30 protein-coding genes and 1 other RNA gene are annotated in these 26222 nt (G+C 33.5%); 7 read left to right on the top strand and 24 right to left on the bottom strand.

Annotated features, from left to right (window positions below; genetic code table 11):
* Nucleotides 1–23 precede the first annotated feature (23 nt).
* Both Q2T76_RS03025 and Q2T76_RS03030 read right to left on the bottom strand, forming a co-directional pair.
* On the bottom strand, nucleotides 24–578 hold the full coding sequence (locus Q2T76_RS03025; protein WP_302084019.1) for an ankyrin repeat domain-containing protein: 555 nt from the start codon (nucleotides 576–578) through the stop codon (nucleotides 24–26).
* 310 nt (nucleotides 579–888) lie between these two features.
* Complete coding sequence (locus tag Q2T76_RS03030; protein WP_302084254.1) at nucleotides 889–1272, bottom strand: carboxymuconolactone decarboxylase family protein; 384 nt, start codon at nucleotides 1270–1272, stop codon at nucleotides 889–891.
* Between the two features lie 137 nt (nucleotides 1273–1409).
* On the opposite strand from Q2T76_RS03030, the gene Q2T76_RS03035 reads away from it, so the two are divergent.
* On the top strand, nucleotides 1410–1778 hold the full coding sequence (locus tag Q2T76_RS03035) for a MerR family transcriptional regulator (RefSeq protein ID WP_302084021.1): 369 nt from the start codon (nucleotides 1410–1412) through the stop codon (nucleotides 1776–1778).
* 75 nt (nucleotides 1779–1853) lie between these two features.
* Nucleotides 1854–2042: a PspC domain-containing protein gene (locus Q2T76_RS03040; protein WP_302084023.1), complete on the top strand. Its 189-nt coding sequence runs from the start codon at nucleotides 1854–1856 to the stop codon at nucleotides 2040–2042.
* 29 nt (nucleotides 2043–2071) lie between these two features.
* Here Q2T76_RS03040 and Q2T76_RS03045 read toward each other — a convergent pair whose 3' ends face one another.
* The 9 genes from Q2T76_RS03045 to Q2T76_RS03085 all read right to left on the bottom strand — a co-directional run bounded on the left by Q2T76_RS03045 (nucleotide 2072) and on the right by Q2T76_RS03085 (nucleotide 9903).
* The gene (locus Q2T76_RS03045; protein WP_302084025.1) at nucleotides 2072–2806 is read right to left on the bottom strand and encodes a bifunctional 2-polyprenyl-6-hydroxyphenol methylase/3-demethylubiquinol 3-O-methyltransferase UbiG; all 735 of its coding nucleotides are present in this window, start codon (nucleotides 2804–2806) and stop codon (nucleotides 2072–2074) included.
* Nucleotides 2807–2966: 160 nt separating this feature from the next.
* Complete coding sequence (locus tag Q2T76_RS03050) at nucleotides 2967–3173, bottom strand: cold-shock protein (RefSeq protein WP_302084027.1); 207 nt, start codon at nucleotides 3171–3173, stop codon at nucleotides 2967–2969.
* 155 nt (nucleotides 3174–3328) lie between these two features.
* Nucleotides 3329–3457 carry a hypothetical protein gene (locus Q2T76_RS03055; protein WP_302084029.1) on the bottom strand — a complete coding sequence of 43 codons (129 nt, stop codon included), beginning with the start codon at nucleotides 3455–3457 and terminating at the stop codon, nucleotides 3329–3331.
* A gap of 62 nt (nucleotides 3458–3519) precedes the next feature.
* Nucleotides 3520–4251 carry a DNA/RNA non-specific endonuclease gene (locus tag Q2T76_RS03060; RefSeq protein ID WP_302084031.1) on the bottom strand — a complete coding sequence of 244 codons (732 nt, stop codon included), beginning with the start codon at nucleotides 4249–4251 and terminating at the stop codon, nucleotides 3520–3522.
* Between the two features lie 208 nt (nucleotides 4252–4459).
* Entirely contained in the window at nucleotides 4460–4639 is a 180-nt protein-coding gene (locus tag Q2T76_RS03065) for a nuclear transport factor 2 family protein (RefSeq protein ID WP_302084034.1), read from the bottom strand.
* A 70-nt stretch (nucleotides 4640–4709) separates the two neighbouring features.
* Nucleotides 4710–6098 carry a hypothetical protein gene (locus Q2T76_RS03070; RefSeq protein ID WP_302084036.1) on the bottom strand — a complete coding sequence of 463 codons (1389 nt, stop codon included), beginning with the start codon at nucleotides 6096–6098 and terminating at the stop codon, nucleotides 4710–4712.
* A gap of 9 nt (nucleotides 6099–6107) precedes the next feature.
* Nucleotides 6108–7775, bottom strand: a complete 1668-nt coding sequence (locus Q2T76_RS03075) for an Hsp70 family protein (protein WP_302084038.1) — start codon at nucleotides 7773–7775, stop codon at nucleotides 6108–6110.
* A 106-nt stretch (nucleotides 7776–7881) separates the two neighbouring features.
* Complete coding sequence (locus Q2T76_RS03080) at nucleotides 7882–9222, bottom strand: glucose-6-phosphate isomerase (RefSeq protein ID WP_302084040.1); 1341 nt, start codon at nucleotides 9220–9222, stop codon at nucleotides 7882–7884.
* Nucleotides 9223–9285: 63 nt separating this feature from the next.
* Nucleotides 9286–9903 (bottom strand): VanZ family protein, encoded by a 618-nt coding sequence (locus Q2T76_RS03085; protein WP_302084042.1) that lies wholly within the window; start codon nucleotides 9901–9903, stop codon nucleotides 9286–9288.
* A gap of 85 nt (nucleotides 9904–9988) precedes the next feature.
* Here Q2T76_RS03085 and Q2T76_RS03090 point away from each other — a divergent pair, with 85 nt between their 5' ends.
* Complete coding sequence (locus Q2T76_RS03090; RefSeq protein WP_302084044.1) at nucleotides 9989–12133, top strand: LTA synthase family protein; 2145 nt, start codon at nucleotides 9989–9991, stop codon at nucleotides 12131–12133.
* A gap of 12 nt (nucleotides 12134–12145) precedes the next feature.
* On the opposite strand, the gene Q2T76_RS03095 is transcribed toward Q2T76_RS03090, so the two are convergent.
* Together Q2T76_RS03095 and Q2T76_RS03100 are read right to left on the bottom strand one after the other, a co-directional pair.
* Nucleotides 12146–13591 carry a HAMP domain-containing sensor histidine kinase gene (locus tag Q2T76_RS03095; RefSeq protein ID WP_302084046.1) on the bottom strand — a complete coding sequence of 482 codons (1446 nt, stop codon included), beginning with the start codon at nucleotides 13589–13591 and terminating at the stop codon, nucleotides 12146–12148.
* Nucleotides 13592–13597: 6 nt separating this feature from the next.
* The gene (locus Q2T76_RS03100; protein WP_302084048.1) at nucleotides 13598–14326 is read right to left on the bottom strand and encodes a response regulator transcription factor; all 729 of its coding nucleotides are present in this window, start codon (nucleotides 14324–14326) and stop codon (nucleotides 13598–13600) included.
* Between the two features lie 94 nt (nucleotides 14327–14420).
* Here Q2T76_RS03100 and Q2T76_RS03105 point away from each other — a divergent pair, with 94 nt between their 5' ends.
* On the top strand, nucleotides 14421–15206 hold the full coding sequence (locus Q2T76_RS03105) for a Cof-type HAD-IIB family hydrolase (protein WP_302084050.1): 786 nt from the start codon (nucleotides 14421–14423) through the stop codon (nucleotides 15204–15206).
* Nucleotides 15207–15227: 21 nt separating this feature from the next.
* Here the strand turns inward: Q2T76_RS03105 and Q2T76_RS03110 are convergent, their stop codons facing one another.
* Nucleotides 15228–16217, bottom strand: a complete 990-nt coding sequence (locus Q2T76_RS03110; RefSeq protein WP_302084052.1) for a zinc-binding alcohol dehydrogenase family protein — start codon at nucleotides 16215–16217, stop codon at nucleotides 15228–15230.
* The gene (gene nhaC, locus Q2T76_RS03115) at nucleotides 16217–17590 is read right to left on the bottom strand and encodes a Na+/H+ antiporter NhaC (RefSeq protein WP_302084054.1); all 1374 of its coding nucleotides are present in this window, start codon (nucleotides 17588–17590) and stop codon (nucleotides 16217–16219) included. Before nhaC ends, Q2T76_RS03110 begins: the two co-directional genes overlap by 1 nt.
* A 357-nt stretch (nucleotides 17591–17947) precedes the next feature.
* On the opposite strand from nhaC, the gene Q2T76_RS03120 reads away from it, so the two are divergent.
* The gene (locus tag Q2T76_RS03120) at nucleotides 17948–18499 is read left to right on the top strand and encodes an NADPH-dependent FMN reductase (RefSeq protein ID WP_302084056.1); all 552 of its coding nucleotides are present in this window, start codon (nucleotides 17948–17950) and stop codon (nucleotides 18497–18499) included.
* A 33-nt stretch (nucleotides 18500–18532) separates the two neighbouring features.
* Here the strand turns inward: Q2T76_RS03120 and Q2T76_RS03125 are convergent, their stop codons facing one another.
* The gene (locus Q2T76_RS03125; protein ID WP_302084058.1) at nucleotides 18533–19603 is read right to left on the bottom strand and encodes a S66 peptidase family protein; all 1071 of its coding nucleotides are present in this window, start codon (nucleotides 19601–19603) and stop codon (nucleotides 18533–18535) included.
* 135 nt (nucleotides 19604–19738) lie between these two features.
* On the opposite strand from Q2T76_RS03125, the gene Q2T76_RS03130 reads away from it, so the two are divergent.
* Together Q2T76_RS03130 and Q2T76_RS03135 are read left to right on the top strand one after the other, a co-directional pair.
* The gene (locus tag Q2T76_RS03130; protein ID WP_302084060.1) at nucleotides 19739–20518 is read left to right on the top strand and encodes an alpha/beta fold hydrolase; all 780 of its coding nucleotides are present in this window, start codon (nucleotides 19739–19741) and stop codon (nucleotides 20516–20518) included.
* An 18-nt stretch (nucleotides 20519–20536) separates the two neighbouring features.
* Nucleotides 20537–20953 carry a GNAT family N-acetyltransferase gene (locus tag Q2T76_RS03135; RefSeq protein ID WP_302084062.1) on the top strand — a complete coding sequence of 139 codons (417 nt, stop codon included), beginning with the start codon at nucleotides 20537–20539 and terminating at the stop codon, nucleotides 20951–20953.
* 37 nt (nucleotides 20954–20990) lie between these two features.
* On the opposite strand, the gene ssrA is transcribed toward Q2T76_RS03135, so the two are convergent.
* From ssrA to Q2T76_RS03175, 8 genes are all read right to left on the bottom strand, one after another.
* Nucleotides 20991–21353: a transfer-messenger RNA gene (ssrA, locus tag Q2T76_RS03140) on the bottom strand.
* Between the two features lie 67 nt (nucleotides 21354–21420).
* Nucleotides 21421–22608: an acetate/propionate family kinase gene (locus Q2T76_RS03145; protein WP_302084064.1), complete on the bottom strand. Its 1188-nt coding sequence runs from the start codon at nucleotides 22606–22608 to the stop codon at nucleotides 21421–21423.
* Nucleotides 22609–22619: 11 nt separating this feature from the next.
* Nucleotides 22620–23633 carry a class I SAM-dependent methyltransferase gene (locus Q2T76_RS03150; protein ID WP_302084065.1) on the bottom strand — a complete coding sequence of 338 codons (1014 nt, stop codon included), beginning with the start codon at nucleotides 23631–23633 and terminating at the stop codon, nucleotides 22620–22622.
* Nucleotides 23634–23843: 210 nt separating this feature from the next.
* Entirely contained in the window at nucleotides 23844–24278 is a 435-nt protein-coding gene (locus Q2T76_RS03155; RefSeq protein ID WP_302084066.1) for a ComGF family competence protein, read from the bottom strand.
* A complete protein-coding gene (locus Q2T76_RS03160) occupies nucleotides 24265–24546 on the bottom strand; it encodes a hypothetical protein (RefSeq protein WP_302084067.1) in 282 nt (93 codons plus the stop codon). The genes Q2T76_RS03155 and Q2T76_RS03160 overlap by 14 nt, the downstream gene beginning before the upstream one ends.
* Nucleotides 24536–24988: a hypothetical protein gene (locus Q2T76_RS03165; RefSeq protein ID WP_302084068.1), complete on the bottom strand. Its 453-nt coding sequence runs from the start codon at nucleotides 24986–24988 to the stop codon at nucleotides 24536–24538. Before Q2T76_RS03165 ends, Q2T76_RS03160 begins: the two co-directional genes overlap by 11 nt.
* Complete coding sequence (gene comGC / locus Q2T76_RS03170) at nucleotides 24942–25247, bottom strand: competence type IV pilus major pilin ComGC (protein ID WP_302084069.1); 306 nt, start codon at nucleotides 25245–25247, stop codon at nucleotides 24942–24944. Before comGC ends, Q2T76_RS03165 begins: the two co-directional genes overlap by 47 nt.
* A gap of 3 nt (nucleotides 25248–25250) precedes the next feature.
* Nucleotides 25251–26195 (bottom strand): type II secretion system F family protein, encoded by a 945-nt coding sequence (locus tag Q2T76_RS03175; RefSeq protein ID WP_302084070.1) that lies wholly within the window; start codon nucleotides 26193–26195, stop codon nucleotides 25251–25253.
* Between the last annotated feature and the right edge of the window lie 27 nt (nucleotides 26196–26222).

Below are 26222 nucleotides of genomic sequence, written 5' to 3' on the forward strand. Positions count from 1 at the left end.
TCCTTTCTCATTCAAATTCACCGTTATTTATCATTGGCTTCTTTAATTAATTCCAAGACTCCACTTCTCCAGCTATATTCCTTCGCATAATCTATGCATGACTTTCCAAACTTATCTTTGTGTGTATAGTCGGAACCAGCATCTAACAACATCTTATACATCAATTCATTATCTTCCATTGATAAATTATTGTTTGTAATTGCGTACTTCATTGGAATTGCTTCGTACTCATCTTCACAATTAACATCAATTCCCTTTTTTATTAGCAATTCAGTTATCCAATTTTCAAAATCTACAGGTGGTTGAAATTCATTGAAGTAAAAGAAATGCAAAGCATTTCTTCTACTTTTCCTTGTTTGAAAGTTGACATCAATGCCTTCTTCAATCAGATATTCAATTAGTCTAATTTTTTCAATTTTATTTTCATCACTAATATCGTACATAGAGTAACACAGTAAATTTACTCCACTTGATTGAAATGAATTTATATCTTTTTTTAAAAATGTTTTTTTATAAAATTTTTTTAGATCTTTTAAATCACCTTTCATGGCTGCATCATATATATCCACATTTGCCATTTAACTTACCTCGTTTAAAAATTTCTTCCTCTATTCGTCGATGGTATCTCTGATACAAAATTTTTGAGATTAGACTGAAATTCTTTGGGTTTTCCTTACAGCGTTGGGACTAAAATTCCCTAGAGCAGAAAGAGGACTTTCTCCAATCAAAAAAGATTTCGTTTATTAATTTAATAATACAATATTTATATATTGATGGAAAGATTTTCCCAAAACTTGTACCACAAATACTTTTTTAAGAGAATAAGCGTCTTTCTAAAATCATTGGATAATAATAAAAACCACATACGATTATGCATGTGGTTTTTTTCTAATATAATTCAGCGTTTCTCTTTTCAAATACTTTCTTTGCAACACTCACTGCATTTAATACTCTTGGAAATCCGACATAAGGAATACATTGAATAAATGTTTCAATAATTTCTTCCTCGGTCAATCCTACGTTTAAAGCCCCATTAATGTGAACAACTAATTGCGGTTCAGTATCACCTTGAGTTAACAAACTGGTAATCGTAATCATTTCACGTTGTTTCAAATCAAGTGTTCCACGGTCATAAACATCACCAAATGCAAATTCGATAATGTACTTCCCAATGTCTGCTGTAATACCTGACAGTGATTCGATAACATCTTTTCCGGCAGAACCGTCAATTTCTTGAAGATTCGCAATACCTTTAACATATCTCTCATTCATTTCTTTCATTTTTTGTTCTCCTAATCCTTTTAATATCTTCACTTTAAATAATGGAGTTAACTCCAGGTCAAGTATTTTTTCAATTCGACATAGTAGAAATAAACTACTAGAATACATCTATAAGATTGGGGAGTAATATGGCACAATATTCTATTGGCGAATTTTCAAAAATTACCGGATTATCAATTGATACTTTAAGATATTATGAAAAAGAACAACTTGTGTTTTCTCATCGACTAGATAACAATCGTCGTTATTACGAGGAATCAGATATCGAATGGGTCAAGTTTATTCTGCGTTTAAAAGAAACTGGCATGTCTATCAAAAACATGAAAGAATACGCAAGGTTAAGATATCAAGGTGATTCAACTATTGATCAACGTATGAAGTTATTGACTAGTCAGTTAGATTTATTACATGATGAGCAAGATAAAATTGACAGGCATTTAACATTTTTAGAAAATAAGATTCAGATATATCAAAAGATGAAACAAGACTTGTCCTAATAAATCTCGATTATTCTACTCATAACTTGATAAATGATATAATTACTTATAGTAATCAATTCAGGAGGCACTAAAATGCACTTACCTATTAAACGCTCAAGAAATGACCGCGTATTTGCGGGCGTTCTTGGTGGACTTGCCAAACATTTTGGCTGGAATTCCAACCTACTAAGAATAATTTACGTTATCCTTACTCCAACTTCTTGGTTTGCAGGCATTCCAGTATATCTAATTCTTTGGTTATTAATGGAAGAAGAAGATTAAAAAAGCAGTGAGCATAAGCTCGCTGCTTTTTATTTTGAATTTTTCGCAGAAATGATTAACATCATTGGTCTGCGCATTTCATCTTTCATTCCTGGTTCATCCATCATGCTTTGTGGTGGCATTGGTTCAATAATATGTTCAACTTTGAAGTCATTTTTCAACAAGTCTTCTAGATATGTTGTCAGCGTACGGTGATATTTGGTCACATGTTCACCTAAGAAAATCGCATCTCTCTTTCCCTCATAGAAGTAATTATCTACTGGAAAATCTTTGATTTCACCACGTTCATCATAGTTCCAATCTTGTGTTCCTTGTGCAGTGAAAATTGGATGTTCAACCGAAAATATTAATTGTCCTTCAGGTTTAAGGTACTTTTTAATATTCAAAATCATTTCTTCATAAGATTCAAGATAATGAAATGTTAATGAACTAAAAACTATATCAAAACTATTTTCGGGAAATTCAATGTTGGATATATCAGCATTGATAAACTCAATTTTTTTTGATGTATTTTTCTTATTTGCCACTTCTAACATTTTCTTTGATAAGTCGACGCCAACAATTTTGTTAGCGCCATGTTCAGCAGCATAAAAACAATGCCATCCATATCCACATCCTAAATCTAGAAAATCTTTTCCCTTTAGATCAGGCATAATTTTTTCAAGAGTGGGCCACTCACCGGCTCCTGATAGTCCTAATCTGCTTCGACTCATTTCTGAATATTTTTCAAAAAAATCTTCATTATCATAATTATTATTTGTCATTTTAATTTCCTCCATACAATTCATTGTTTTAGATTGTATGGATTGCTACCCTCTTATGAGCTATCATAATTCCACCTCTTTTTTATTTCAGTATACAAAAAAAGCTTTGAGCATTCACTCAAAACTTTCAGAATTTAAATCACTAATTGATTTAAAATAATTATCCGTTTACTTTAACGATGTTTACTGCTTGTGGTCCACGATCGCTATCTTCAACGTCAAATGTTACGGCTTCGCCGTCTTCTAATGATTTGTATCCATCAGATTGGATAGCTGAAAAATGTGCAAATACATCTTTTCCATCTTCTCCAGTAATGAAACCAAAACCTTTATCGGCATTAAACCATTTAACTGTTCCGTTTTGCATCTAAGAATCCTCCATTACATATCAATGTATGTATTTTTTCGCAATTAATGTTGATAAGTACGGTTGAATCTTGTTACAAAACCCAAACTACGTTTCAAAATTGATCACTTCAGTAACAATAACACTCCTGGCGCCGAAAATCAATCAATTTCTGCTTAATAATGGCGACGATGAAAGCCAAAAGCGGATCCAATTATTCCACATGTAATCGCCAAAATCCCTGCACTAGCAAGCAATGCTTGCCACCAAGGTGCTGTCCATAAAAAATTAATTAATTCTTTCAAGATAAATTCCTCCAAATAATTGATAAATTCATTCTATTACTTTTTTTAAAGTAAGACAGTTCCTAACTATTATCAACCACACTAGTTCCATCGGCATAATTTATATTGACATTGTCTTGAACATTAAAGATGTAGACATTGAATTTTATATCATCAGAACCACTTGATTGTGCTTCCATCTGCACTCCACGAGCTAGTAATTCGTTGCCTCTAAAAATTGGAGTTACTCGATAACGAACAAATTTATTAGGATTATTCTTCAAAAAATAAGCAATATCCATTTCATGTGCCAACATTTCTGGAGAATTCAACTGACGAGTCCCAGTAATCAGATTCTTAGGATTATTGTTTTGCCCGGAAAGTTGGTAGCCAATTAAATGACTACGATTGTATAGCCAACCACCTTTAATTCGTTTATTATGCCAACCAGTTGGATTCCAAGTTAGACCTTCTCGTTTAGCTGTCGGCATCATTTCCTTATTCAGTAAGGCATTAGCTGCTCCTGCACGATTCAAGTTATCCAAATTAGAATAGCTCTGCCAACTTCCTTTGTCGGTGGTTAAGTCAGCTGTTGAAAAGTTAGGATTGTTGTTATTAACCGTTACTTCTTTTACGTCCTCATACTTTAGATTTGCTAATTCACTATTTTTAACATTAATTACTTTTTCAGTATTCTCATTTTTTTTATCATTACTGTTTGTTGAACCGTTATCAGGTAGATTAATGGCTCCAGTAATGATAATAGTTATTGATGCTACTAAATAAATAATATTTCTAACGGTTTTCTTTTTCATAAATTCCCTTTTTAACTATATTTTTTCATAAGGTCGATACAATTCGTGTTTCGCTCCAAATTCAGATAGTTTTTCAATTTTACCATTTTTGAATTCGATAATTGAAACACCATCAAATTCCGTATGACCATTTTCATCAGCATTGAAATACCACTCAACAGTATAAGTGTTGTTTCCACAATCAAGAATTCTCTTGATGTCCCATTGATTAAACAGTCTGCATTTTCTTTTTATGATTAATCCAGGCCTTTATTTCATCTAATCCTTGATACCAGGGTCCGTAGCTCTCGACATAGATTGCATTTTGATTGAAATAATCATCCAATCTTGAAAAATCTTTAGTTATCCAAGAATTGAAGAATCGCATGATAATTTCTTGATTAGTCATAATTACACCTCAGGTAAATATTAGCTTAGAATATAGTTCACTTTTTTGTTCTCTTAGAAAGAATTACGTTTTATCTCAGGAAGAACCTAACCAATCTAATCAAAATAAGAGCCGCTATCCAAATGAATATAATGTATGGAATTGTTTCTTTTCTCGCACTTTTTGCTGTTTGTTTCAAAGTAGCACTATTAATCTTTCGAACTTTTTTTCCGATATAAGGCACTTGTGTCCTTAGACACTCGAAGTTTAAAAAAATCCATCTTTTAGCAGTCAATTCAATGTCATCGTGATAAAAAGCCTCAAATCCAGATAAATAATCAACTACAAATTGAGGAATGTTTCTTCGATTCTTACGAAGTTCCTCAAAGGTATATTTTTCGTTCTCAGCATAAATTTCATCGACTTCATCTTGTTGAAGAATCATTTCCAACCCTTGAGCTAGATAAGTGGTTTCAATTGACTTATTATCCACGTCTAAAAAGAAGTGAATATCATCAATATCTTCTTTGCCAAAATGATTTTCCATTCTATAAACTAAATAATATATCAAAAAGACATTGCAAAAATCTTCATCTTTAGTAATAAGAGACCAGTCAGGTTGATATTCTTCTACAAATTCTTCGTATAAAACTTCAATTGAAGAGTCGAACTTATAATGGCTCACTTCCATATAAAAAATGAATCTTTTCATATAATAATCGCGACGGTCTATTTCGGGAATGCTTCTCCAATTACTCAAGTTAAAATTTGGTGCGTCCTCAATATCTTCAATACTTAATCTTTTTTTCTCCAACGCAAATGTTCCAATAATATTCTGAATCACTGTACCAGGTAAAAGATAGTAATAATTATTTAATAGTCTTATCATAAACCTTTGGCTTTCATATAGTTCAGTAAGATTCCAGTTCGATGTCAGATCAATCAATTCCTGCCACTTATCGATATTAGACAAACTATCCCAATCATTTTTTATCCAGTTTAGAATTGTTCCTGTTAATTTTTGTGACTGAGCTCTCTGATTTTCAATATGTTCTTTTTTTAATTCGTCATTATCTTCTTCAAAGTCATCTTTTGAAAATACAAATCTATTTTCATCAAGTTCATTTTCCATTAAATCTTCGTCATTCACTTCATGATTAAATCTATTCTCATCAAATTCATCAACTTGAAATTCTTCTTCACTAAAATCTTCTTCGTCAGAAAATTGTTGCTGTGTACCACCAGTCAACAAACTGGAAAAATTGTTATTATAGTCGTTAATATATTCATCATCTGCATCAAAATTACCATTACCGGCCAAAGTATTCTCTAAAGCTTCTCGTAATTCCTCATATTCCGAAGTTGCAACTTCTCTTTCAAATTCAGCACGCTTCAATTTTTTTAATTTATTAGCATAAGCTTTTTTTATTTCTTGCTCACTAGCTTTTTTAGAAACGCCTAAAATCTCAAAGTATTTCATAGTTTTCTCCTATGCTTCAAAATCATCGAGAATTTTAGTAACTTCTGCTCTAGCATGCTTTATTTCACTTGAATTCTGATTACTTAAAACTCCTACAAAATACATATAAACTTCTTCCAAGCGAGCACGATCTTCGCCTATGCTATCTTCAAATAACCTATTGATACGGTCAATAATTTTTCTATTTTCTGGTTTATCCTTTGGATTAACTTTCAGGCTTTCAAGTTTTTCCATCTGCAATCTCATTTGTGCATCACTTAGTTCGGTGTTACCGCTATTTATCAGTAAAGTTTTTTCTTTTTTCTTACCGTTAATTGCTTTCACTTCCAAAACTCCGTTTTTATCATAAGTAAAACGAACTTCAAAAGCACGCTCTTTCATAGCAACTGGCATTTCAAATTTACCAATTAGCAAATTATCATTCACTAACATACTTTCACCTTGATATATTTTAATCTCTACTGAACGGCTCAATTTGGATACGGGTTCATATATTTGTACTCTACTTGCTGGTAAAGGGGTATTTCTTTCAATAATAGGTGAAAATATTAGTTCGTCACTATTCTCATCACTAACCATCTCAATTCCCATACTAAAAGGACTGACATCGGTTAAAATCATCTCATCAACTAAGTCGATGTCTGTATCCATTCCACTCCTGATTCCTGCACCCACAGCAATACTTTCATCAGGATTAACACCTACATATGGAGGACGTTCGAATAATTTTCCAAATTGATAACTAATTAATCTGAATTTTGTCGTGCCACCTACCAAAATAATTTGATTTAAATCACTAATTTCTATTTTTGCATCTGTTAAGACCCTTAAAATAGGAGTTTTTAAACGATTATATAGCTCACTAAAAATTTCATTTAACTGCTCTTCAGTTCTTTGATACGTAAATTCTTGATTAGCAATTGAAATTTCAATCTTAACTCCTTCTTTTTCGTCAAAATTTTCCTTTGCTTGATTCATTATTTGTTTAAGTTGAATTTTTTCTAAATGGTCGATTTTTAAAAGGTACCCTTCAGTATTTAAAAAATCATCCACCATAGCGTTTGTAAAATCAACTCCACCTAAATGATTGTCTCCAGAAATAGCTTGAACATTTAAAGTCCCTTCAAAGTATTCAAGGAGTGAAATATCATATGTCCCTCCGCCTAAATCACAAATCAAAAAATGACTGTCTTCTTCTCGATTAATTCCATAAGCAATTGCAGCGGCCGTCGGCTCACTAATTAAATCAACTTTTAAAAAGCCTGCTAATTTTCCAGCTTTGATAGTTGCTTCACGTTGGTCATTATTAAAGTAAGCAGGCACACTAATAATTGCATCAGTGATTTCTTCGTTTAAATATAGTTCTGCGTCAGTTTTCAATTGTTTTAATAACAATGCTGAAAAATCAATCGGTGTATAATATTTCTTATTAATTTCCCATCTCTTATCAGTACCCATGAATCTCTTAAAATGCTGTACTGTTTGCTCAGGATATTCAATAATACGATCATATGCATCTTGACCAATTAAAATGTTATTTTCATTATCAATACTAATCGCAGAAGGAGTAAGTGTTTTCCCTTTGCTATTTTTGATTAACACGGCCTCTCTTTTATTAATATCCCAAAAACTTATCAAGCTATTTGATGTTCCTAAGTCAATCCCCACATTTGTCATATACATACTCCACTTTTCTAATTTTATATCGCTTTCAAATATTTTATTATTCGTAATTTAATTATAGGAAACAAAAAGACTAACCGCAAGGCTAGTCTTTTTATTCTTATAATCTATCACTTAATTCTTTTCCTAATTCTTCAAATCCTGGTTTTCCAAGTAGAGCAAACATATTCTTCTTGTATGCTTCCACACCTGGTTGGTTGAATGGATTAATACCATTCAAGTAACCTGAAATACCAACAACGATTTCGAAGAAGTAAATTAGATATCCTAAACTAAAGGCATCTTGTTCAGGAACATGAACTGACATAACTGGAACGCCACCGTCAGTGTGAGCAAGCACCACACCTTCATAAGCGCGTTTGTTAGCGAAGTCCATTGTCTTGCCTTCAAGATATCCTAAGCCATCTAAATCTTCATCATATTTAGGAATTTCTAAATCATGACGAGGCTTGTCGATCATAACTACTGTTTCCATCAAGTTACGACGACCTTCTTGAATATATTGACCTAATGAATGCAAGTCAGTTGAGAAGTTGGCACTTGAAGGATAGATTCCTTTTTGATCTTTACCTTCTGATTCACCCATTAATTGTTTCCACCATTCACCAAAGTATTGCAAGTTTGGTTCATAGTTTTCAAGTAATTCAGTTGTGTAACCTTTACGATATAAAATATTTCTCAAGGCTGCATAACGGTATGCTTCGTTTTTGTTTAAGTCGGTATCGGTGTAATCTGTGCGAGCTGCAGCAGCACCTTCCATTAACTTATCAATATCAATTCCAGCTACGGCAATTGGTAACAAACCAACAGCTGAAAGAACTGAGAATCTTCCACCAATATCATCAGGAACTACAAATTCTTCATAACCTTGAGCATCAGATTCTTGCTTCAAAGCTCCTTTTGCACGGTCAGTTGTTGCGTAAATACGCCCTTTAGCTTCTGCTTCACCATATTTTTCAATCAATTTAGCTTTTAAAATTCTGAAAGCAATTGAAGGTTCAGTAGTTGTTCCTGACTTAGAAATTACGTTGATACTGAAGTCACGATCACCAATTACTTCCATCAAATCAGCTAAGTAATTTGGTGAAATTGAGTTACCAGCGAAATAAACTTCGGGAACTTTCTTATCATTATGAACGTTATAAAAACTTGAGCTCAAGAAGTCAATGGCTGCACGTGCTCCTAAATAAGATCCACCAATTCCGATTCCAATAAATACTTCTGAATCGTTTTGGATTTTCTTAGCAGCTTCTTTAATACGAGCAAATTCTTGCTTGTCGTAGTCAACTGGTAAGTCAATGAATCCTCTGAAATCACTACCTGCACCAGTTCCTTGACGAAGTTGTTCGTCAGCGGCGTTTACTAGTGCTTGAATTTCATCTAATTCATTTGAATTAACAAAAGGTGTTAATTTTGAATCATCGAATTTTATATGTGTCATGGTTAATTCCCTTTCTGTTCAAAGATACTTTTTAATTTTAGTTCATTTAGTTACAAAATTCTATTATTTAAACAACTTTTTGATTGATTTGCCAATTTGATAGAGGCAATAACCGATTATCACGCCTAAAGTATTAAAAATCACATCATCAATGTCACTGATTCCAGACATTAATATAAATTGAAGTAACTCGATACTAATTGAAATCACTGCTCCAATTAGTGCCACTTTCGTCAGACTAATTCGTTTTCTCGTCAGCGACGGTATTAAAATTCCCATGGGAATAAACCACAAGATATTTCCATAAAAATTATACAAGAAGTCGATTATCGAACTGCCTCGTATCAGTTTGAAGGTTTCCACTAATGGAATCATGTTGATGTCCGATAGTGGGCGATTCAAGACCAAGTGAATTTCCCAAGGGAAATACGGAGCTCGAAAAACTGTTAGGAAAAAGAGTAACAATAAATAGGTAACAAAGATGCCCAGTTTCAACTCTTTTAGAGCCTTCGTTTTTCTTTTTTTGAATTTCAAATACAAAAAACGTAAAATGATATAAACAATCAAATAAAATATTGTTTTATCCAAGCTTAAAAAGATCAATCGAATTAACGGAAAGTGATTGATTTTATCTGCATATAGCTGCTCAACTTGTTGATATACCGGATTTAAAAATAGCATAAAGACTTTCTTTCTAATAAAATGTTAACATTAATAATATTAGCAGTAATATTGTAGTAATTAAAGATTTAAGGATATTAATTTAATGAATAAAAAAGAAAAGCTATTAACAACTCGCTTTGGATTTATTTTTTTACTGACAGTTTTAATGGCGCTCAAAACTATCTTTGCTTATTACTATGAATTCAATTTAGGAATCGCTGATCCAATTCAACATTTTATCGCGGTTATTAATCCATTTGCCACAACTATTTTGATGTTAGGTATTGGACTATATATTAAAAAATCTAAATTGGCTTACATTGTCACTTTAATCGTTTATGCTCTTCAAACGCTTATTTTGTATGGAAATATTATTTATTATCGTCAATTTACCGATTTTCTTTCCTTCAATACTATTGCTTCGGCAGGCAAAGTTTCCAAAGGTCTAGGTTCTAGTACCTTTAACTTAATGCAATTTCACGATATTTTTTACTGGTTAGATTTAGTAATTGTTATTGGTCTCTTAATATATGGAATCATCAAAATCGATCAACGACCAATCAAACGACTAACAGCAATTGCTACCAGTGTCTTTGCAATTGCTTTATTTGCAGTCAATCTAACCCTAGCCGAATCGAATCGTCCCCAACTTCTTGGACGTACCTTTGACCGTTCGTACGTAGTTAAATACTTAGGTCTTAATTCGTTTTTAGTTTATGACACTGTTAAAACTGCGCAAAATGATGCCGTCAGATCAACAGCCGATGGAACTGATATTTCCCCAGTATTGGACTATGTAAATGATCACTACGCTCCTGTCAATGCGAAATACTATGGCGTTGCTAACGGTAAAAACATCATCGTATTGCATCTAGAAAGTTTCCAACAATTCTTAATTGATTACAAAGTCAATGGCCAAGAAGTCACACCCTTCCTTAATTCCTTATATCACAGTAATGACACCCTAGCCTTCAAGAATTTCTTCCATCAAGTTGGTCAAGGGAAAACTAGTGACGCTGAGACAATGTTAGAAACTAGCCTTTATGGTCTTCCTGAAGGTTCAGTCTTTACAAAATTAGGACCAGATAATACCTTCCAAGCAGCACCAGCTATTCTTAAACAACAAAAAGATTATTCATCAGCAGTCTTCCATGGGAATGTGGCCAGTTTTTGGAGTCGAAATAATGTTTATAAAAACTTCGGTTATAATTATTTCTTTGACCAAAGTTACTACGATACTTCGATGGAAAAATCCGGCACAGAATATGGTCTAAAAGATAAATTGATGTTGTCACAAAGTGCCAAGTATCTCGAACAAATGCAACAACCTTTCTATACCAAATTCATCACTGTTACTAACCACTATCCTTTCCCACTTGATGAAGAAGATAATGATGGATTCGTCAGACCAGATACGGATAACCAGGTAGTAAATAATTACTTTGCAACTGCTCACTATCTTGATAACTCGATTAAAGAATTCTTTGATTATCTAAAAAAATCAGGTATCTATGATAATTCGATGATTGTCCTATATGGTGATCACTATGGTTTATCTGATTCAGATAACAAGGCTCTTTCTACTATCATCGACAAGAAAAACGATACTCCTTGGAATGAATTCGACAATACTCAAATGCAAAGAGTTCCTTTTATGATTAATATGAAAGGACTAAAAGGTGGTATCCAAAGTCAATACGGTGGAGAAATCGATGTCCTACCTACCGTCTTACATTTAGCCGGAATTGATACTCAAGGATATGTTCAATTCGGAACTGACTTAATGTCTAGTCAACATAACGGCAATGTTATTTTTAGAAATAAAGATATTATCAACAAAGATTTCACTATTATTAATAATAAGAGTGGTAGTCTTAATATCTATGACAACCGTACTGGTTTATTAATCGAAAAACCAAGTAAAAAATTGTTGAAACGAATTGAAAAAATTCAAAAAGATAAAGAACAAGCTTTAACATTATCTGACAAAGTTAATAATATGAACTTGTTAAGGTTCTACACACCAAACGGATTCACACCGGTTAATCCTGAGAATTATGATTACTTCAATCAAGTGCAACAGATGGAAAAAATTCGCAATCGCTTGAAACTAAAATCGACGAGTGTCTTTTCTCGAAATAATGATAAATCAACCACTTCTGATTATCAGACTGATGCAGTTGAATTAAATGGTTCTCGTTCATCAATTGATATTTTATCTAAGAAGCAAAAAAAAGAAGCCCAATAGTGGCTTCTTTTTTTATAGATATTGTTTATCATAGAACTTCACAACAAATGATGTCCCCTTGCCTAACTCACTTTCAACTTCAATTGATCCTTGATGCATTTCAATTAGTTGATGAACAATGGAAAGCCCTAAACCAGACTCACCTTTAGTAACTTTTCTAGAAGGATCAACTTTATAATAACGATCCCAAATATTTTCTATTTGTTCATCAGTTAATCCAATTCCAGTATCGGATACTGAAATCATTACTCCACGGTTAATCTTATTGATAGCAATCTTTATCTCACCATTTTCAGTAAACTGAATTGCATTTTTGATAATGTTAAAGAAAATCTGAACAAATCGATCGTAATCAACATAAACTTCAACATCTTTTTCATCTGCGACTATTTTGATAGTATCATGAGCTTCTTTCAGTTCATTTTTCAATTGTGAGACAATGTTATTCAGTGGTTTAACAGCGTTGAAACTAGTTTTATTTAAGACAATTTGATTCGTGCGAATTTTTTCGTAATCCAAATTATCAGATACCAGACGTATCAAACGATTAGTTTCATTACGCATCAGATTAATACTTTTATCTTTTGACTCTTCGGGAATTGCATCATATTGCAACCCTTCTAGAATCCCATTAATTGTCGTTAACGGTGTTTTCATTTCATGAGAAGCATTATCCATAAAGTCTTTCAAGCGTTGTTCTTGATGCTCAATTTCGTCACTCGACTCTTTTAACGACCTGACCATGACATTGAAGTCTTTAGCTAAGTCATCGATTTCATCATGATTCTTGAATTTAATTTTGACATCAAAATCATTTTGAGCGACTTTCTTGGTAGCGTATCGGAGTCGATTAATTCTAGAAATATAATATTTCGACAAAATATAACTAATAAAAATGGATATGACCAATACGATAGCAATGGTGGTGTATAGATTTTTTTCCATATCTTGTAAGTTACTCTTCAAATTAGCAACTTGCGAACCTACCCAAACAGCTCCAACTAACTTACCATCCATATACCAAGGAACAATAACAAAGGTCATTTCACCACTCTTGTTGGCGAATTTGGGTGAACCTATTCCATTATTTGTCTGTTTGCGAACAACTTTACGACTTTGAATTTGTCGCCAAATATCCGATTTAAGATGGATATCGGTACTATTTTCGGGATAAACTTGCTCATTAGCAGAATTAAACACAGCAAACTGAACTGATTGGTCTTGAAGAACGTTCTCTAAGTCATCAATAAATTCACTAGTAACGTTCTTTATTTGGTGAGTTTGGGGATTTTGTTGCAAGGCCATCTTACCCAAACTGTTACCATAACTTTCCAAACGATTCCAAGTCTGTTCATATTCTAAGTTTTCATTACTTTTTTGAATCGATAATGTCAGAATGCTCAGCGTTGTAAAGATAACAACGAAGAATCCGATCATTTGCTGGTAGATTAATTTCATCTTAGACTATACACCCGTATCATCAAATTTATATCCTACACCCCAAACTGTACTTATTACTTGTGGTCCAACTAGTTCAATTTTTTGACGTAATTTTTTAATGTGAGCATCCACGGTTCGCTCATCACCAAAGAAATCATAACCCCAAACTTGTTCTAACAATTGTTCTCGAGAAAACACTTGACGTGGTTTATTAGCTAAAACCTTGAGTAGATCAAATTCTTTGGGAGTTAAATCAGGTATTTCTTTATTATTGATTGAAGCTTCATGTGTTTTGATATTTAATTTAAAAATGCCGGTATCAATGTCATCACTGGACGAATCATCGCTCACTTCCACCGTAGTTGTTTCTGTTTCTTCATTACTAATTTTACTACGTCGATATAAAGCTTTGATTCGTGCAATTAAAGTAATTGGACTGAATGGTTTGGTAACGTAATCATCTGCGCCTAATTCTAATCCGAGCACTTGATCACTTTCAGTATCGCGAGCTGTTAGCATAATTATTGGCACAGTAGTAGAGCCGTTCCGGATTTCTTGGGCGACTTTCATTCCATCTACTTCAGGTAAATTCAAATCCAAAGTGATAATGTCCCATCCGTTCGGATCAGCATTAAATATTTTTAAGGCATCAGCTCCATCATAAGCAAAGGTGGCTTCCCACCCCTCTTTTTGAAAAAACATATTCATCATTTCTGAAACTGATTTATTATCTTCAATCATTAATATTCTCATAACACTACTCCAATAATAACTATTAATACAGTTAATCTGTTATCCTATAAATTATAACTGTTATAAAAATCTTCGCAACAATAAGGAGTATTTTATGAACTTAACAAACATCAAAGGTGCTGTATTTTTCGACTTAGACGGCACACTTTTAAACGATAGATCACGAATTGATGACGAAGTAGCTCAAGCTATTACTCAATTAAAAGAAAACCAAATTCTTCCAGTCATTTGTACTGGTCGCTCTCCACAGGAAATTCAACATGCCCAAGAAATGACTTCTATCGAAACAGTCATTACCTTAAATGGAAGTCTAGTAAAAAATTCCGATGAAATAGTCTATCAACGAGTTATTCCTACGGCTTTATTAGATCAAGTTATCGGTTTTGCAAATTCATCAAATACGGCAGTATCAATGTATAACGATAAGCAAATTTATTCGACAACTGACTCAACCAATGAAATCATTGAGTCTCACAAACTAATCGCTGAACCAATTCCAGAAGTTAATCCCGATTTCTACAAAGATCACGATATTAGTATGCTCGTTGTTTACACAAAAGAATCTGCCGATGTGTACACTGAACAATTTGGCACAGATATGACTTTTTACAAAACTGGTGCCTATTCAATTGATTGTGTCATGAAAAATGAAACTAAGAAAACTGGGATTCAACATTTGTTGAAAGAACTACAATTAACCGACATCCCCACATATGCTTTTGGCGATGGACCTAATGATGTTGAAATGCTTGGTTATGTCGACCATCCAGTGGTAATGGGAAATGCCGGCGAAGATATCTTCCAATATGCCGAATTTATCACTACTAAAAACACCGACCATGGAATCGTGAACGGTTTGAAACATTTTGATTTAATTTAAAAATAATCGCCTGATAGGCGATTATTTTTTTATCACTATTTTTCCAATCATATGACCGGCATCTAATAATTCTGTGGCCTCTTTAATATTCTCAACATTTATTCCTTGATAGACTTTAGTGACAGTGGATTCTAGCTTGCCTTTAGTCAACCAATCTGCGATTTCTTGTAAATATTGACCTTGCGTCGCTAAATTAGGAGTTTGATACATTGTTTTGGCAAACATGTACTCCCATTCAAAACTAGCAGCTTTAGTTTTTAAGTCATTCAAATTACTAGTGATACTAGTGATTGAAACAATTCGTCCAAAAGGTTTAATTAGTTTCACAATTTCTTGCCAGTGAGGATCCACCGCACTAAAGACTAAAATATCATCAACTTCAGAAATTTTCTTATCATTCAATTGAGCGACAAGATCTTGATGATGATCAACAACAATATCTGCACCAAGTTCCTGGACCCACTGCTGGTTTTTTGGAGAAGCTGTAGCAATCACTTGCAAACCTGCAATTTTTGCTAACTGAATTGCAATTGATCCAACTCCACCTGAACCATTGATAATTAGAACCTTTTTATCACTATTGTCAGCTTGAAAATCAATTCCTATTTTATCAACTAGGGACTCATAAGCAGTCAACCCTGTTAATGGTATGGCAACCGCATGTTCTGCATCAACATTCTTAGGAGCCAAAGCTGCCGTTCGTTCATCAACAGCCATTAATTCTGCATAAGAACCCGAACGAGTGTGATCACCGGCAAAGAAGACTTTATCACCAATAGAAAACTTATCAGCATTACTGCCAAGTTCAACAATTTCACCATAACCGTCATAACCAACAATCAAAGGCTCAACCAAATCTCCTTTAATTTGTTTTCTGGTTATCGTATCAACCGGATTCAACGCGACTGCTTGTATTTCCACCAGAATGTCATTAGCACGTAATTCCGGTTTTGCTGCATTAAATTCGACTAAGCCATCTAGTTCATTATTTTTAAATCCAAATGCTCGCATTATTTTTGCTCCTTTTTACTAATGCCTAAACCAGTGTATCCACTTATGATTGATAAGATTGGTGAAATCCAACTAAATAATACGAATGGTAAGTATGCTTGAGTTGAAATTCCTAGCGTAGTAGCTGCAAATGACCCTGCTACACCCCAAGGAATTAGGTAGTTAATTACAGTTCCACCATCTTCCAATATTCGACTTAGAACCACTGGTTTAAACCCTTTGCTGTCGTAGACTTTTCTAAAAGCATTACCAGGTAAAATTACTGATAAGTATTGCTCTCCTACAAATATGTTAACACCAATTCCCGAAAGAATAGTTACTAAGACTAAGTTTCCCGTTTTTTTAATATTCTTCGTTGCTAAGTCGATCACGGTTTGAATAATGTTGAATTTAATTAATAATCCACCTAAAGACAATGTTATGATAATCAACGCTACTGTTGGCATCATACTCATAATTCCACCACGTGTAAGTAAACTATTTAGATTCTCGTTACTAGAATGCATTACGTAACCGTTGTTTAGAATGTTAGTGATTTTTAACAAACTTGTATGGGGATTTTGAATAAAAATCAAGCCAACTGAAACCGTGATATTTAATAATAAAGTTCCAATAGCAGGAACTTTTAACAAAGCACAAGCAAACATTAAGATGATTGGAATTGCTTGCCACCAGCCAATAGTAAAGTGACTGTTAATCTGCTGTTCCAGATTCAAAATAGTTGTTGCATGTGTACTTGAAGCCTGCGGATTCAAGAAAGAGAAAAATCCCAGTGAAATGATAAAAGCAGGAATTGTAGTCCACATTAAATGCTTGATGTGATCGAATAAATCCGAACCAGCAATGGCTGAAGCTAAATTAGTTGAGTCGGACAAAGGTGAAGTTTTATCACCAAAAATTGCTCCAGAAATTATTGCTCCACTAGTTAAAACTGGATCAATTCCCAAAGCGTTTCCCATTCCTAATAACGCGATTCCAATTGTTGAAATAATGGTAAATGCCGAGCCAATCGATGTTCCAATAATGGCACAAACAATAAAGACCGAGGGAACAAAGAATTGAACGCTGATAATTTTGAAACCAACTAACATCAAGGCTGGAATTACTCCAGCAGCAATCCATGAGCCAATTAAAGCCCCAATCAATACAAAAATTACAATTGGAATAATTCCCCCGCTGATTCCCTTTTCGATTCCAGCATTTATATCACTCCAGTTAAAACCTCGAATTAACGCCCAAGTGATTAACAACGCAATGATAAATAGAATTGGCACTTGTGGCATGAGCCCTAATTTAATAACACTCACGCCTAATAAAACAAACATAATGAGCAAGACAATAATTGCCTCAGTAACTGATATTTTCTTTTTCATAATACTTTCTCCTAAATTAAAAATAAAAAAAATCCCTGCTGCTAATTTAGCAACAGGGACGAAAATTTCGTGGTACCACCCTTATTCACATCAAAAAAGATGCCTCTAAGAAATATTTAATTGCAATAGTTCATGAGTTTACCCTGACCAGTTCGCATCAACCACTGGCTTTCTGACACCCAGATAAATCACTACTTAAGTACTTATTGAGGATAACCATACAGATAATTAAATCCTAAGTCAATAAAAAAATCTCAAGAAATAAAAAAATATTTGATTTACGAGAACAATCATTTTGAGATATTTTTGTTTCATGATAACTTAATAATTGTCGACAAATATCAAAGGAGAAAGAATATGACAAAAAATATCGCAGTACTTGTAGGAAGCCTTCGTAATGGTTCTTTCACAAAGCAAATCGCCAATAACTTTGTTAAGTTATTGCCAGAAGGATTCGAACCAACATTCGTTGAAATTGGTAATCTACCCCTATATAATCAAGATTTCGATGATGAAGGAAACGTTCCTGCAGAATATACAGAATTTAGAGCAACAATGGAAAAAATGGACGCCGTAATGTTCTTTACACCAGAATATAATCGTTCAGTTCCTGCCGTATTGAAAAACGCTCTAGATGTTGGATCTCGTCCATATGGAGCCAGCGTTTGGGACAAAATGCCAGCCGTAATCGTTTCAGCATCAACAGGTGCAATTAGTGGATTCGGTGCCAACCATCACCTACGTCAATCACTAGTATTTCTAAATATGCCAGTTGTTCAACAACCAGAAGCATACTTAGGTGGCGTGACAGATATGTTAAACGACAACGGACAAGTAACCAATGAAGGTACTCTTGGCTTCTTCCAATCAATCGTCGATGCATTTGTAGATTTAGTAAATAGATATTAATAAAAAGGACTTGAGAATAATCTCAAGTCTTTTTTATTTGTCGAAAAACGATTCAACTATTTTAACTTTTCTATTATCAAAATCAATCTCTGCTTTTGCACCATAAGGGATTACTGCGTGCGGATAGGCATGTCCAAAGTTCACGTTATATAAAATCGGTGTGTTGGTCTCTTTGGTTTCTTCAACTAAAATTTTTTGATATTCATCAAAACCAATTTCATTCTGTGGTTTTCCTACCAAAATACCAGAAATCTTTTCTAGTATTCCAGTCGCGAACAATCCACGCAACATTTTCCGATATTCTGCCGCATCAGGCTTATCTTCACTGGTTTCAATGAACAAGATTTTATCCTGCCACTTATCAGCAGACGGAAACAACTCATACTTGTTGCTGACGGCTGATTCATTAGGAAAATCAATTGGTGAAACCAGACTATATAAACTTTCTAAACAACCGCCGATCAGTTCTCCCTGAGCCTTTCCTTGGCCACGCAAAACCAGATATCCATGCTCTTCTTTATGTTTAACTCTAGGAGTCTCAAGACTTGCTTGATCAAATTCAATTCGCTCTTCAAACCAAGTATCACTTGATTTAATTTCAAATGAATTTGCATCAGAGAAGTAATTTTCGAAATTTAATTTTGTATACGACAAAATATTTTCCGGCAATTCAGCAAGGTCGTTTAAGAAGTTGGGACCATAAAAAGTTTTCATGCCTAATTTATAAAACATCAAATGATTAATTGTCGTATCGGAAAACCCGGTAAACAATTTCGGATGAGTTTTAACAGCGTTCACGAATTCATCATCTTCAAGTAAAAATGGAACCGTCTTGTAAGTGTCAATCCCCCCAATTGCACAAATTATTCCTTTAATACTGTCATTCAAAAAAGCCGCTTTTAAGTCTTGAGCTCTAGCTTCGGGATGATTCCACAAATAGTCAATTCCCTTAGTAGCGTTCTTCATAAGCACCGGTTCTAAATCAAAAGATTTCAGAGCATCAATTCCTAGTTTTAATTGGAACTCACTTCCACCAAGAATCCCACTGGACAGACTTACGATGGCAACTTTATCACCTTTTTGTAATTTTTTAGGTTTTATCATAAGTTAAACCTCATTTTCTTGATTTTATTAATGATATCAAGAAAGTAATTCAAAAGCTATTTCTTAATGACTTAATAATTATTTATCTTTATAATAACGATAAAATACCTCTGACCGTTTGAAAGGATGTTGATTATGACAAGCAAAATTTACTATCAAACATATGGTGAAGGAACTCCCATTTATTTCCTTCATGGCAATCATTTAGACTCGACAAGTATGGTTAACTGGTATGAATCATATTTCAGTGAAAGCAATTCTTATAAACGAATTTATCTTGATATTCCAGGCATGGGAAAATCTCCTATTAATGATGACATCAAAAATTCAGATGATGTTTTAACTGAAATTGCTGACTTCATTCAAGAAACTTCTATTAATCAAGATTTTTTACTTTGTGGTCATTCTTATGGCGGATATCTTGCCTTAGGACTATCTCAAATTTTTAAAAATAAAATTATCGCTATGTTTATAACTTGTCCAGTTGTAAAGGCGCGTCAAAAAGACCGCCTACTTGTAGAAAATAAGAATATCCTTGAACAAGAAGTCATCCCCACTACAAACCAAGAATATTATGAAGATTACTTAGGTATTAACACCCGAATAAATGAAAAAACTTGGACACAATATCAAAAATCGATTCTTCCTGGAGTCATTAAATCACTCCCTTTTTGGGAAAATCTCTCTGATAGAAATTATCAATTTTCGTTTGAAAAATCTTTAAAACCAATTTCAGAAGGAAAAAGTATTGTTTTGCTAGGCAAATTTGATAATGTTGTTGGCTATAAGAATCAGGAAACATTTTTTGAACATGCAGATAATTTTGAAACTATTCTTCTAAAGACAAGCGGTCATAATTTACCCATCGATGATAAAGACTCATTAAAGAAATACTTCTTGGAATTTATTCAATAAAATAATTTGGAGAAAAATATGAAATTAGAAAAGCTAGAACTAGAAGAAAACAAAGAAAACATTATTGCAATCTTAAACACTCAACAACAAGAGCTATTCTCAGATGTAGTTCAAGCAAATGAACGTCTTTTTTCTATTGGTGCATTTGAAAATGATGAGTGGCGTGGTGGCGCTATCGCCAAACTATATGGAAATACAATGCATTTATCTTTATTAGGCATAAACATCGAATGCAGACATCAGGGAGTAGGTACCGCTCTGATGAAAAAAATTGAACAATTATCCATTGAGAATAAATGCCTGTATCTCACAGTAAATACTCAAGACTATCAAGCTCGTGAATTTTATGAACACTTCGGATTTGAGGTTTTTGGAAGTATTAAAGATACTCCTTTTATTGGAACAACGAAATATTATTTAAAGAAAAAGCTATAAAAAAAGACCTACAAAAATGTAGGTCTTTTTTTATTCACAATGGAGTCGGCGGGAGTCGAACCCGCGTCCAAGCATAACGCAATGTAAACTTCTACACTCATAGTTGTGCTACTTAAATTTCGCCACTATGTGCACCACACAACCAGGTTAATCATAGTGACTATCCTGATTATCTCTTTTTAACTATTCAGAATGCATAGTTAAACGTAGTCCCTCAATTTTGGACCCACGACTGAACTCGGGACTAATCCAGGTGGATCACGCTAAACTGGTATTAAGCAGCTACAGCGTAAGTGTTATTATTTTTTGCAGTTATAATTAAACTGTGCCCTTTTAACGTAGTTGACGCTACGGAGTGCGGCCCACACGCTATTACACATGTCGAATCCAGAACGACCCCAGATTCCTTTAACATTGTAACTGGAAACATCCCTTGAAGCAAATAAAAAAGCTGATTTCTCAGCTTTTTACTTAGTTAATCTAACAACGTCTCGCACAATCATTAATTCTTCATCAGTTGGTACCATCATCACGTCAACTTTTGAATCGTCAGAACTAATTAAACGAGCTCCCTTGCCATTTTCATTTCTGTCTTTATCAATTTTTGCACCGATAAAGTTAAAGTTATCGGTAATTGCTGCTCTAATTTGAGCGTTGTTTTCACCCATACCAGCGGTAAAGACCATGGCATCGACTCCACCTAATAGCGCTACATATGAACCAACATATTTAACAATTCGATTTACAAAAATATCAATTGCTAATTGGGCTTTAGGATTCTCATCCTTTGCTTCAATCAAATCACGCATATCTGGTGAAACACCAGATATTCCTAGTAATCCTGATTTATGATTCAAAATATCAATCATGTCTTCAGGATTATTGATATGTTCTTTTTCCATTAAATAAGCCATCAATGAGGGATCAATATCACCAGAACGTGAACTCATAGTTACCCCAGCGAGCGGTGTGAATCCCATTGAAGTATCAACTGATTTACCACCATCAATTGCAGTAATAGAAACACCGCTACCAATATGTAAGGTAATCATCTTCAAGTCTTCAATTGGTTTGCCTAAGACTTCAGCAGCTTTTCGGGAAACATACTTATGTGAAGTTCCGTGAGCACCGAATTTTCTCACACCGTATTTTTCATAGTATTCATAAGGAACACTGTACAAGTAGTTTTCTGGTGCCATTGTTGTATGAAATGATGTATCAAAAACAGCTACTTGCTTAGCGTTTGGCAAAATTTTCATGAATGATTTAATTCCAGCAAGTTCAGCTGGATTATGTAATGGAGCAAAATCTGCTAGGTCTTCGATGCCTTGTAGAACACTGTCATCTACTACAACAGAATCTTTATATTCACTTCCACCAGCAACAACACGATGTCCAACACCAACAATTTCATTCATGTCGGTAACAATTCCTTTTTCGGTAAGGAAATTAAGTAACATAGTTACTGCTTCTTCGTGAGTGTTAATATCTTTTTTGATTTTTTCCTTGTTACCGTTATATTTACTTGAAAACTCTGAACCTGGTAAACCTAAACGATCAACCATTCCTTCAGCAATGACATTTTCACTAGGAACTTCATACAACTTCCATTTCAAAGTTGAGCTACCTGTGTTAATTGCTAAAATCATACTCATAATAATAACCTCTAATCACAATTATTTTTTAACCACTTGTTAAGTTCTGCTTGGAATTTTTTAAACGAATCCATCTTCTTTAATGATGGAATTTCACCCATCATTACATCTTTGAATTGTTGAGCTCCATCACCATGTTTCTGCAATAAAACAAGGGATTTTTGAGCTTCATCTGACGAGAATAAATCGCTTGCAAAATTCAATACACCTTGTAAGTATACATTTGATACCATCCATTTGGCTAGACCTTTTGATTGGTCAGTAGTAAATATTTCAGCAGGGACTACAAAAACTCCCCAACCGCCTGATTTTAGGTGCGTCATTGAATTTTCAATTAACAAATGATGTGCGAACGATTTTCCTTGTTCAGCTTTCGTTTCAAAACTATCCAAGTCATCTTCAATAGGATAATAACCTACAGGCAAGTCAGCAATTACTAAATCAAGTTCATTGACAGCCCACGGTTTAACCGCATCTTGATGATAAAGGTCAACGTTAAGATTTAACAATTGCGAATATGAATCAGCTAAGCTCAATAGAACATCGTCATTATCAATTCCAATTCCACTTAACTGTACTTTATTGGTTTCTTTGAGATTAGAAATAATTTGTAATAATAAATTCCCAGTCCCAACTGTCGGATCGGCAATCGACAAATTGTCTTTTTTCATAACCGTAATTAATTCATGAATAATCAAACTTGTAATCACTGCAATTGGATTGGGAGTCATCAACTTATTAACTTCAGTCTGATCATCTTTTTCAGCCTTGAGAATTAATAACTGCATCAGCTTAAAAAGTTCTTCTGTCGTTAAGTTGTTCAGACCAATATCTTTATACATACTCTCAAGACTTTTGACTGTTTCTTGAGCAGGAGCACCATTTTCGACAAAAACTTCTTTGGTTAAAATATTATGGATATTTTCGGCTAAAGCATCATGAGCAGATGTCTGGAGATCATCTCTCAAAATCGTTGTCGTTGTAGTAAGTTGTTGAAATAGTTCCTCGATTCTATCTTCTGCCATATTGACTTCCTTTTGTTTTCTTAAAATCAATTTTACAGTAAATAAAACCTTTTACAAGCAACTCACTTTAAGATTTTATTGATTTTATTCTGGTAATTATTTTTGATTCGTTGACAAATTTTTACCTGATTTTTAAATGATTCGACTTTTACTAATAAACAAACCGTCGTTATTTGCAGTGCCACAACTGAAACTAATAAAACTGATGCTTTACTCTTCAAATTTATGAACGTACTCATAGATTTTTTTATTCCTTCTCGTAATTTTTATTTTTAAGAGCCCATCTTTATAGTTGAATCGAGCGAAATGAACATCTAAAAGAATTGGCATATGTCCTTGAGATGCACCACGAACCCGAAGCATTTTTTGATAGCGTTCCAAAGTGTAAGTTTTAGTTTTCTCGCCAGAATCCAATGTTTTAGAGAAACTTATACTACTATCAGTAGCATTAGAGACTTTGGTGTTCTCGAACAGGCGATCTAATTCCATAGTCGAACTATGCCAATTAACTTGTTCAACTACACCATGATTCATTACTTTCTTGGTCAAAAATAATTCATTATAAATAACCGAAAAACAGATTGCGGTTATTAACAAATAAATGACCATTTCATAGAAAATAAATCCTTCTCTACTTCTTTTCAATTTGATAAATCGTTCCCTCATCTTGGTTTTCAATCGATATCTTTTCTCCATTTCGAACTAATTGATACTCACAATTATTTATTTTGATGTGTGTTTGTCCTATTTCGGTTAACTTAATGAAAGCTTGATATGCATTAATTTCATCAATCCTACGATTCAAAAAATGATTCATATTATCAAAAGATATCGCCAATACTAAACAACTAGTTACGGTAATGGCAAAGCCAACTAATGCTTCTACAGCTATAAAGGCAGGTTTATTTTTCAATTACTTCACCCCAATTAAATTGAATTTTATAACTAATTTTTTTATGTGTCTGAACATCGGTAAAAGCAATCGTAAATGGTTTAACTGTCCCTGTTCTCGAAATAGTTACACCCTCTTTGGTCTCCAAATGTAATCTACTAGGTACCTGTAGGCTCTCATGATAAACACTGGAACTAAATTCAATTCGTTGTTCGTAACTCAAGAACTTAACATAAATTGGTTTTTGAGAAATTCTTGCTTGTAAGAGTGCACTGTACCAATCAACCTTGCAACGCTTTAAGAATGTCGTCTTAGTTAACTCACTATTGAACTGTGAAAAACTGGCGATCGGAATTGCTAAAACAATCGTCAAAACAAATAACGCCAATGTTGTTTCTAATAGTGTAAAAGCTGGTTTAACTCTTTTGAACAATGCCATTTTTGATGGTAATTCCTTTGTCATTAGCGTGTTCTAATTGCTTGCTAGAAATATAATGGTCTTTTTCTAATTGTTCTAAAGTTACTGAACTGGAATTCCCATCATACAAATCGACCTGACTTTGAATTGTGGTAATAAATGCTTCGTCAGTTTTACTTTCAGCATGCGACTTTTGAGTGGCAATATTAGGAATAATTATCAATAATAAAATCGAGATAATAAAAATTACGACTACCATTTCTAATAGTGTGAAAGCCTTTCTTTTCTTTCTCCATAGTTTCATTTTTTAGTACATCCCTTTCATCATTCCATAAACTGGAAGTAGAATTTTTAGATACGTATTAATGATCAAAATCGCAATAATAATAAAGACAAGTGGTTGAATTTTCACAATTAATTTTTGCATTTTTTCTAGTGTCTCATCATATTTTAATTGCGATAAAATCAAAATTTCATCACCTAATTGGTCGTGACTTAAGCCCGCCGCTACCAAAACATCAAGTTCGTTAGCAATTAAGTTACTCTGTTTAATAAATTGTGATAAGCTCTGCCCTTTTTGTAACATCGCTACTAATTTATCTCGTAAAACTTGATACACTAAATTTCCAGTTAGATCTAACTTAACAATATCTGAAATTCTTAAGCCGCTTTTTATCATTAATCCAATGGCAAATAACAGATTATACTCATAATATTTTTGAAATACCGAGCCAACTATTGGCAAATTAATTCTTTGTTGAACTGCCTGATAGTCATTTAGTTTTTTAAATTTAACTAGTTTATACATTGACAGCAAAATTAGTATTATCAAAGCACCTATCAAGGCCCAATCAAAGATTTCCAAATAAATAGTGGCTTGGGTTAATTCATAATCGAAACGGAAAAAGACTTTTATCAGTGCCATAATGACTAACAAAAATACAAAAACAAAGGCTGGGTAAAGCATCAATAGTTGTAATTTCTTTAGTTGCTTAACTTGCATCTTTAATAATTCACCAATTTGTTTGATAGACTGTTTCATCAAGCCATTTTTCTCAGCGATTTCTAATTGAGAAATCATCAAATTAGACAGTCTAAAAGCTGTAAAACTTTTGGCTAAACCTTCTCCGTTATCCAATCGCTTTTCAAACCGATTAAAAACATCTCGAAATGATTGATACTTTAATTTCAAACAAAATAACGAATCAGCTAGTGAAAAGCCATTTTCTAAGAGCTTTCCTAAGGTAAACAAAATATCCGCCTGCACTGATTTGTTAAA

The organism is Lactobacillus sp. YT155 (assembly GCF_030504545.1).
In the GTDB taxonomy this organism is placed as follows: Bacteria; Bacillota; Bacilli; order Lactobacillales; family Lactobacillaceae; genus BQUT01.

What these genes read in the sequence shown, in the direction of transcription:
- Q2T76_RS03135 (WP_302084062.1), top strand. Translation starts at nt 20,537, where the DNA reads ATGAAATTAGAAAAGCTAGAACTAGAAGAAAACAAAGAAAACATTATT.
- Q2T76_RS03030 (WP_302084254.1), bottom strand. Translation starts at nt 1,272, where the DNA reads ATGAATGAGAGATATGTTAAAGGTATTGCGAATCTTCAAGAAATTGAC.
- Q2T76_RS03080 (WP_302084040.1), bottom strand. Translation starts at nt 9,222, where the DNA reads ATGACACATATAAAATTCGATGATTCAAAATTAACACCTTTTGTTAAT.
- Q2T76_RS03125 (WP_302084058.1), bottom strand. Translation starts at nt 19,603, where the DNA reads ATGATAAAACCTAAAAAATTACAAAAAGGTGATAAAGTTGCCATCGTA.
- Q2T76_RS03165 (WP_302084068.1), bottom strand. Translation starts at nt 24,988, where the DNA reads ATGACAAAGGAATTACCATCAAAAATGGCATTGTTCAAAAGAGTTAAA.
- Q2T76_RS03130 (WP_302084060.1), top strand. Translation starts at nt 19,739, where the DNA reads ATGACAAGCAAAATTTACTATCAAACATATGGTGAAGGAACTCCCATT.
- comGC (WP_302084069.1), bottom strand. Translation starts at nt 25,247, where the DNA reads ATGAAACTATGGAGAAAGAAAAGAAAGGCTTTCACACTATTAGAAATG.
- Q2T76_RS03035 (WP_302084021.1), top strand. Translation starts at nt 1,410, where the DNA reads ATGGCACAATATTCTATTGGCGAATTTTCAAAAATTACCGGATTATCA.
- Q2T76_RS03090 (WP_302084044.1), top strand. Translation starts at nt 9,989, where the DNA reads ATGAATAAAAAAGAAAAGCTATTAACAACTCGCTTTGGATTTATTTTT.
- Q2T76_RS03110 (WP_302084052.1), bottom strand. Translation starts at nt 16,217, where the DNA reads ATGCGAGCATTTGGATTTAAAAATAATGAACTAGATGGCTTAGTCGAA.
- Q2T76_RS03025 (WP_302084019.1), bottom strand. Translation starts at nt 578, where the DNA reads ATGGCAAATGTGGATATATATGATGCAGCCATGAAAGGTGATTTAAAA.
- Q2T76_RS03060 (WP_302084031.1), bottom strand. Translation starts at nt 4,251, where the DNA reads ATGAAAAAGAAAACCGTTAGAAATATTATTTATTTAGTAGCATCAATA.
- nhaC (WP_302084054.1), bottom strand. Translation starts at nt 17,590, where the DNA reads ATGAAAAAGAAAATATCAGTTACTGAGGCAATTATTGTCTTGCTCATT.
- Q2T76_RS03045 (WP_302084025.1), bottom strand. Translation starts at nt 2,806, where the DNA reads ATGACAAATAATAATTATGATAATGAAGATTTTTTTGAAAAATATTCA.
- Q2T76_RS03085 (WP_302084042.1), bottom strand. Translation starts at nt 9,903, where the DNA reads ATGCTATTTTTAAATCCGGTATATCAACAAGTTGAGCAGCTATATGCA.
- Q2T76_RS03075 (WP_302084038.1), bottom strand. Translation starts at nt 7,775, where the DNA reads ATGACAAATGTGGGGATTGACTTAGGAACATCAAATAGCTTGATAAGT.
- Q2T76_RS03145 (WP_302084064.1), bottom strand. Translation starts at nt 22,608, where the DNA reads ATGAGTATGATTTTAGCAATTAACACAGGTAGCTCAACTTTGAAATGG.
- Q2T76_RS03050 (WP_302084027.1), bottom strand. Translation starts at nt 3,173, where the DNA reads ATGCAAAACGGAACAGTTAAATGGTTTAATGCCGATAAAGGTTTTGGT.
- Q2T76_RS03070 (WP_302084036.1), bottom strand. Translation starts at nt 6,098, where the DNA reads ATGAAATACTTTGAGATTTTAGGCGTTTCTAAAAAAGCTAGTGAGCAA.
- Q2T76_RS03095 (WP_302084046.1), bottom strand. Translation starts at nt 13,591, where the DNA reads ATGAAATTAATCTACCAGCAAATGATCGGATTCTTCGTTGTTATCTTT.
- Q2T76_RS03065 (WP_302084034.1), bottom strand. Translation starts at nt 4,639, where the DNA reads ATGACTAATCAAGAAATTATCATGCGATTCTTCAATTCTTGGATAACT.
- Q2T76_RS03120 (WP_302084056.1), top strand. Translation starts at nt 17,948, where the DNA reads ATGACAAAAAATATCGCAGTACTTGTAGGAAGCCTTCGTAATGGTTCT.
- Q2T76_RS03150 (WP_302084065.1), bottom strand. Translation starts at nt 23,633, where the DNA reads ATGGCAGAAGATAGAATCGAGGAACTATTTCAACAACTTACTACAACG.
- Q2T76_RS03100 (WP_302084048.1), bottom strand. Translation starts at nt 14,326, where the DNA reads ATGAGAATATTAATGATTGAAGATAATAAATCAGTTTCAGAAATGATG.
- Q2T76_RS03105 (WP_302084050.1), top strand. Translation starts at nt 14,421, where the DNA reads ATGAACTTAACAAACATCAAAGGTGCTGTATTTTTCGACTTAGACGGC.
- Q2T76_RS03040 (WP_302084023.1), top strand. Translation starts at nt 1,854, where the DNA reads ATGCACTTACCTATTAAACGCTCAAGAAATGACCGCGTATTTGCGGGC.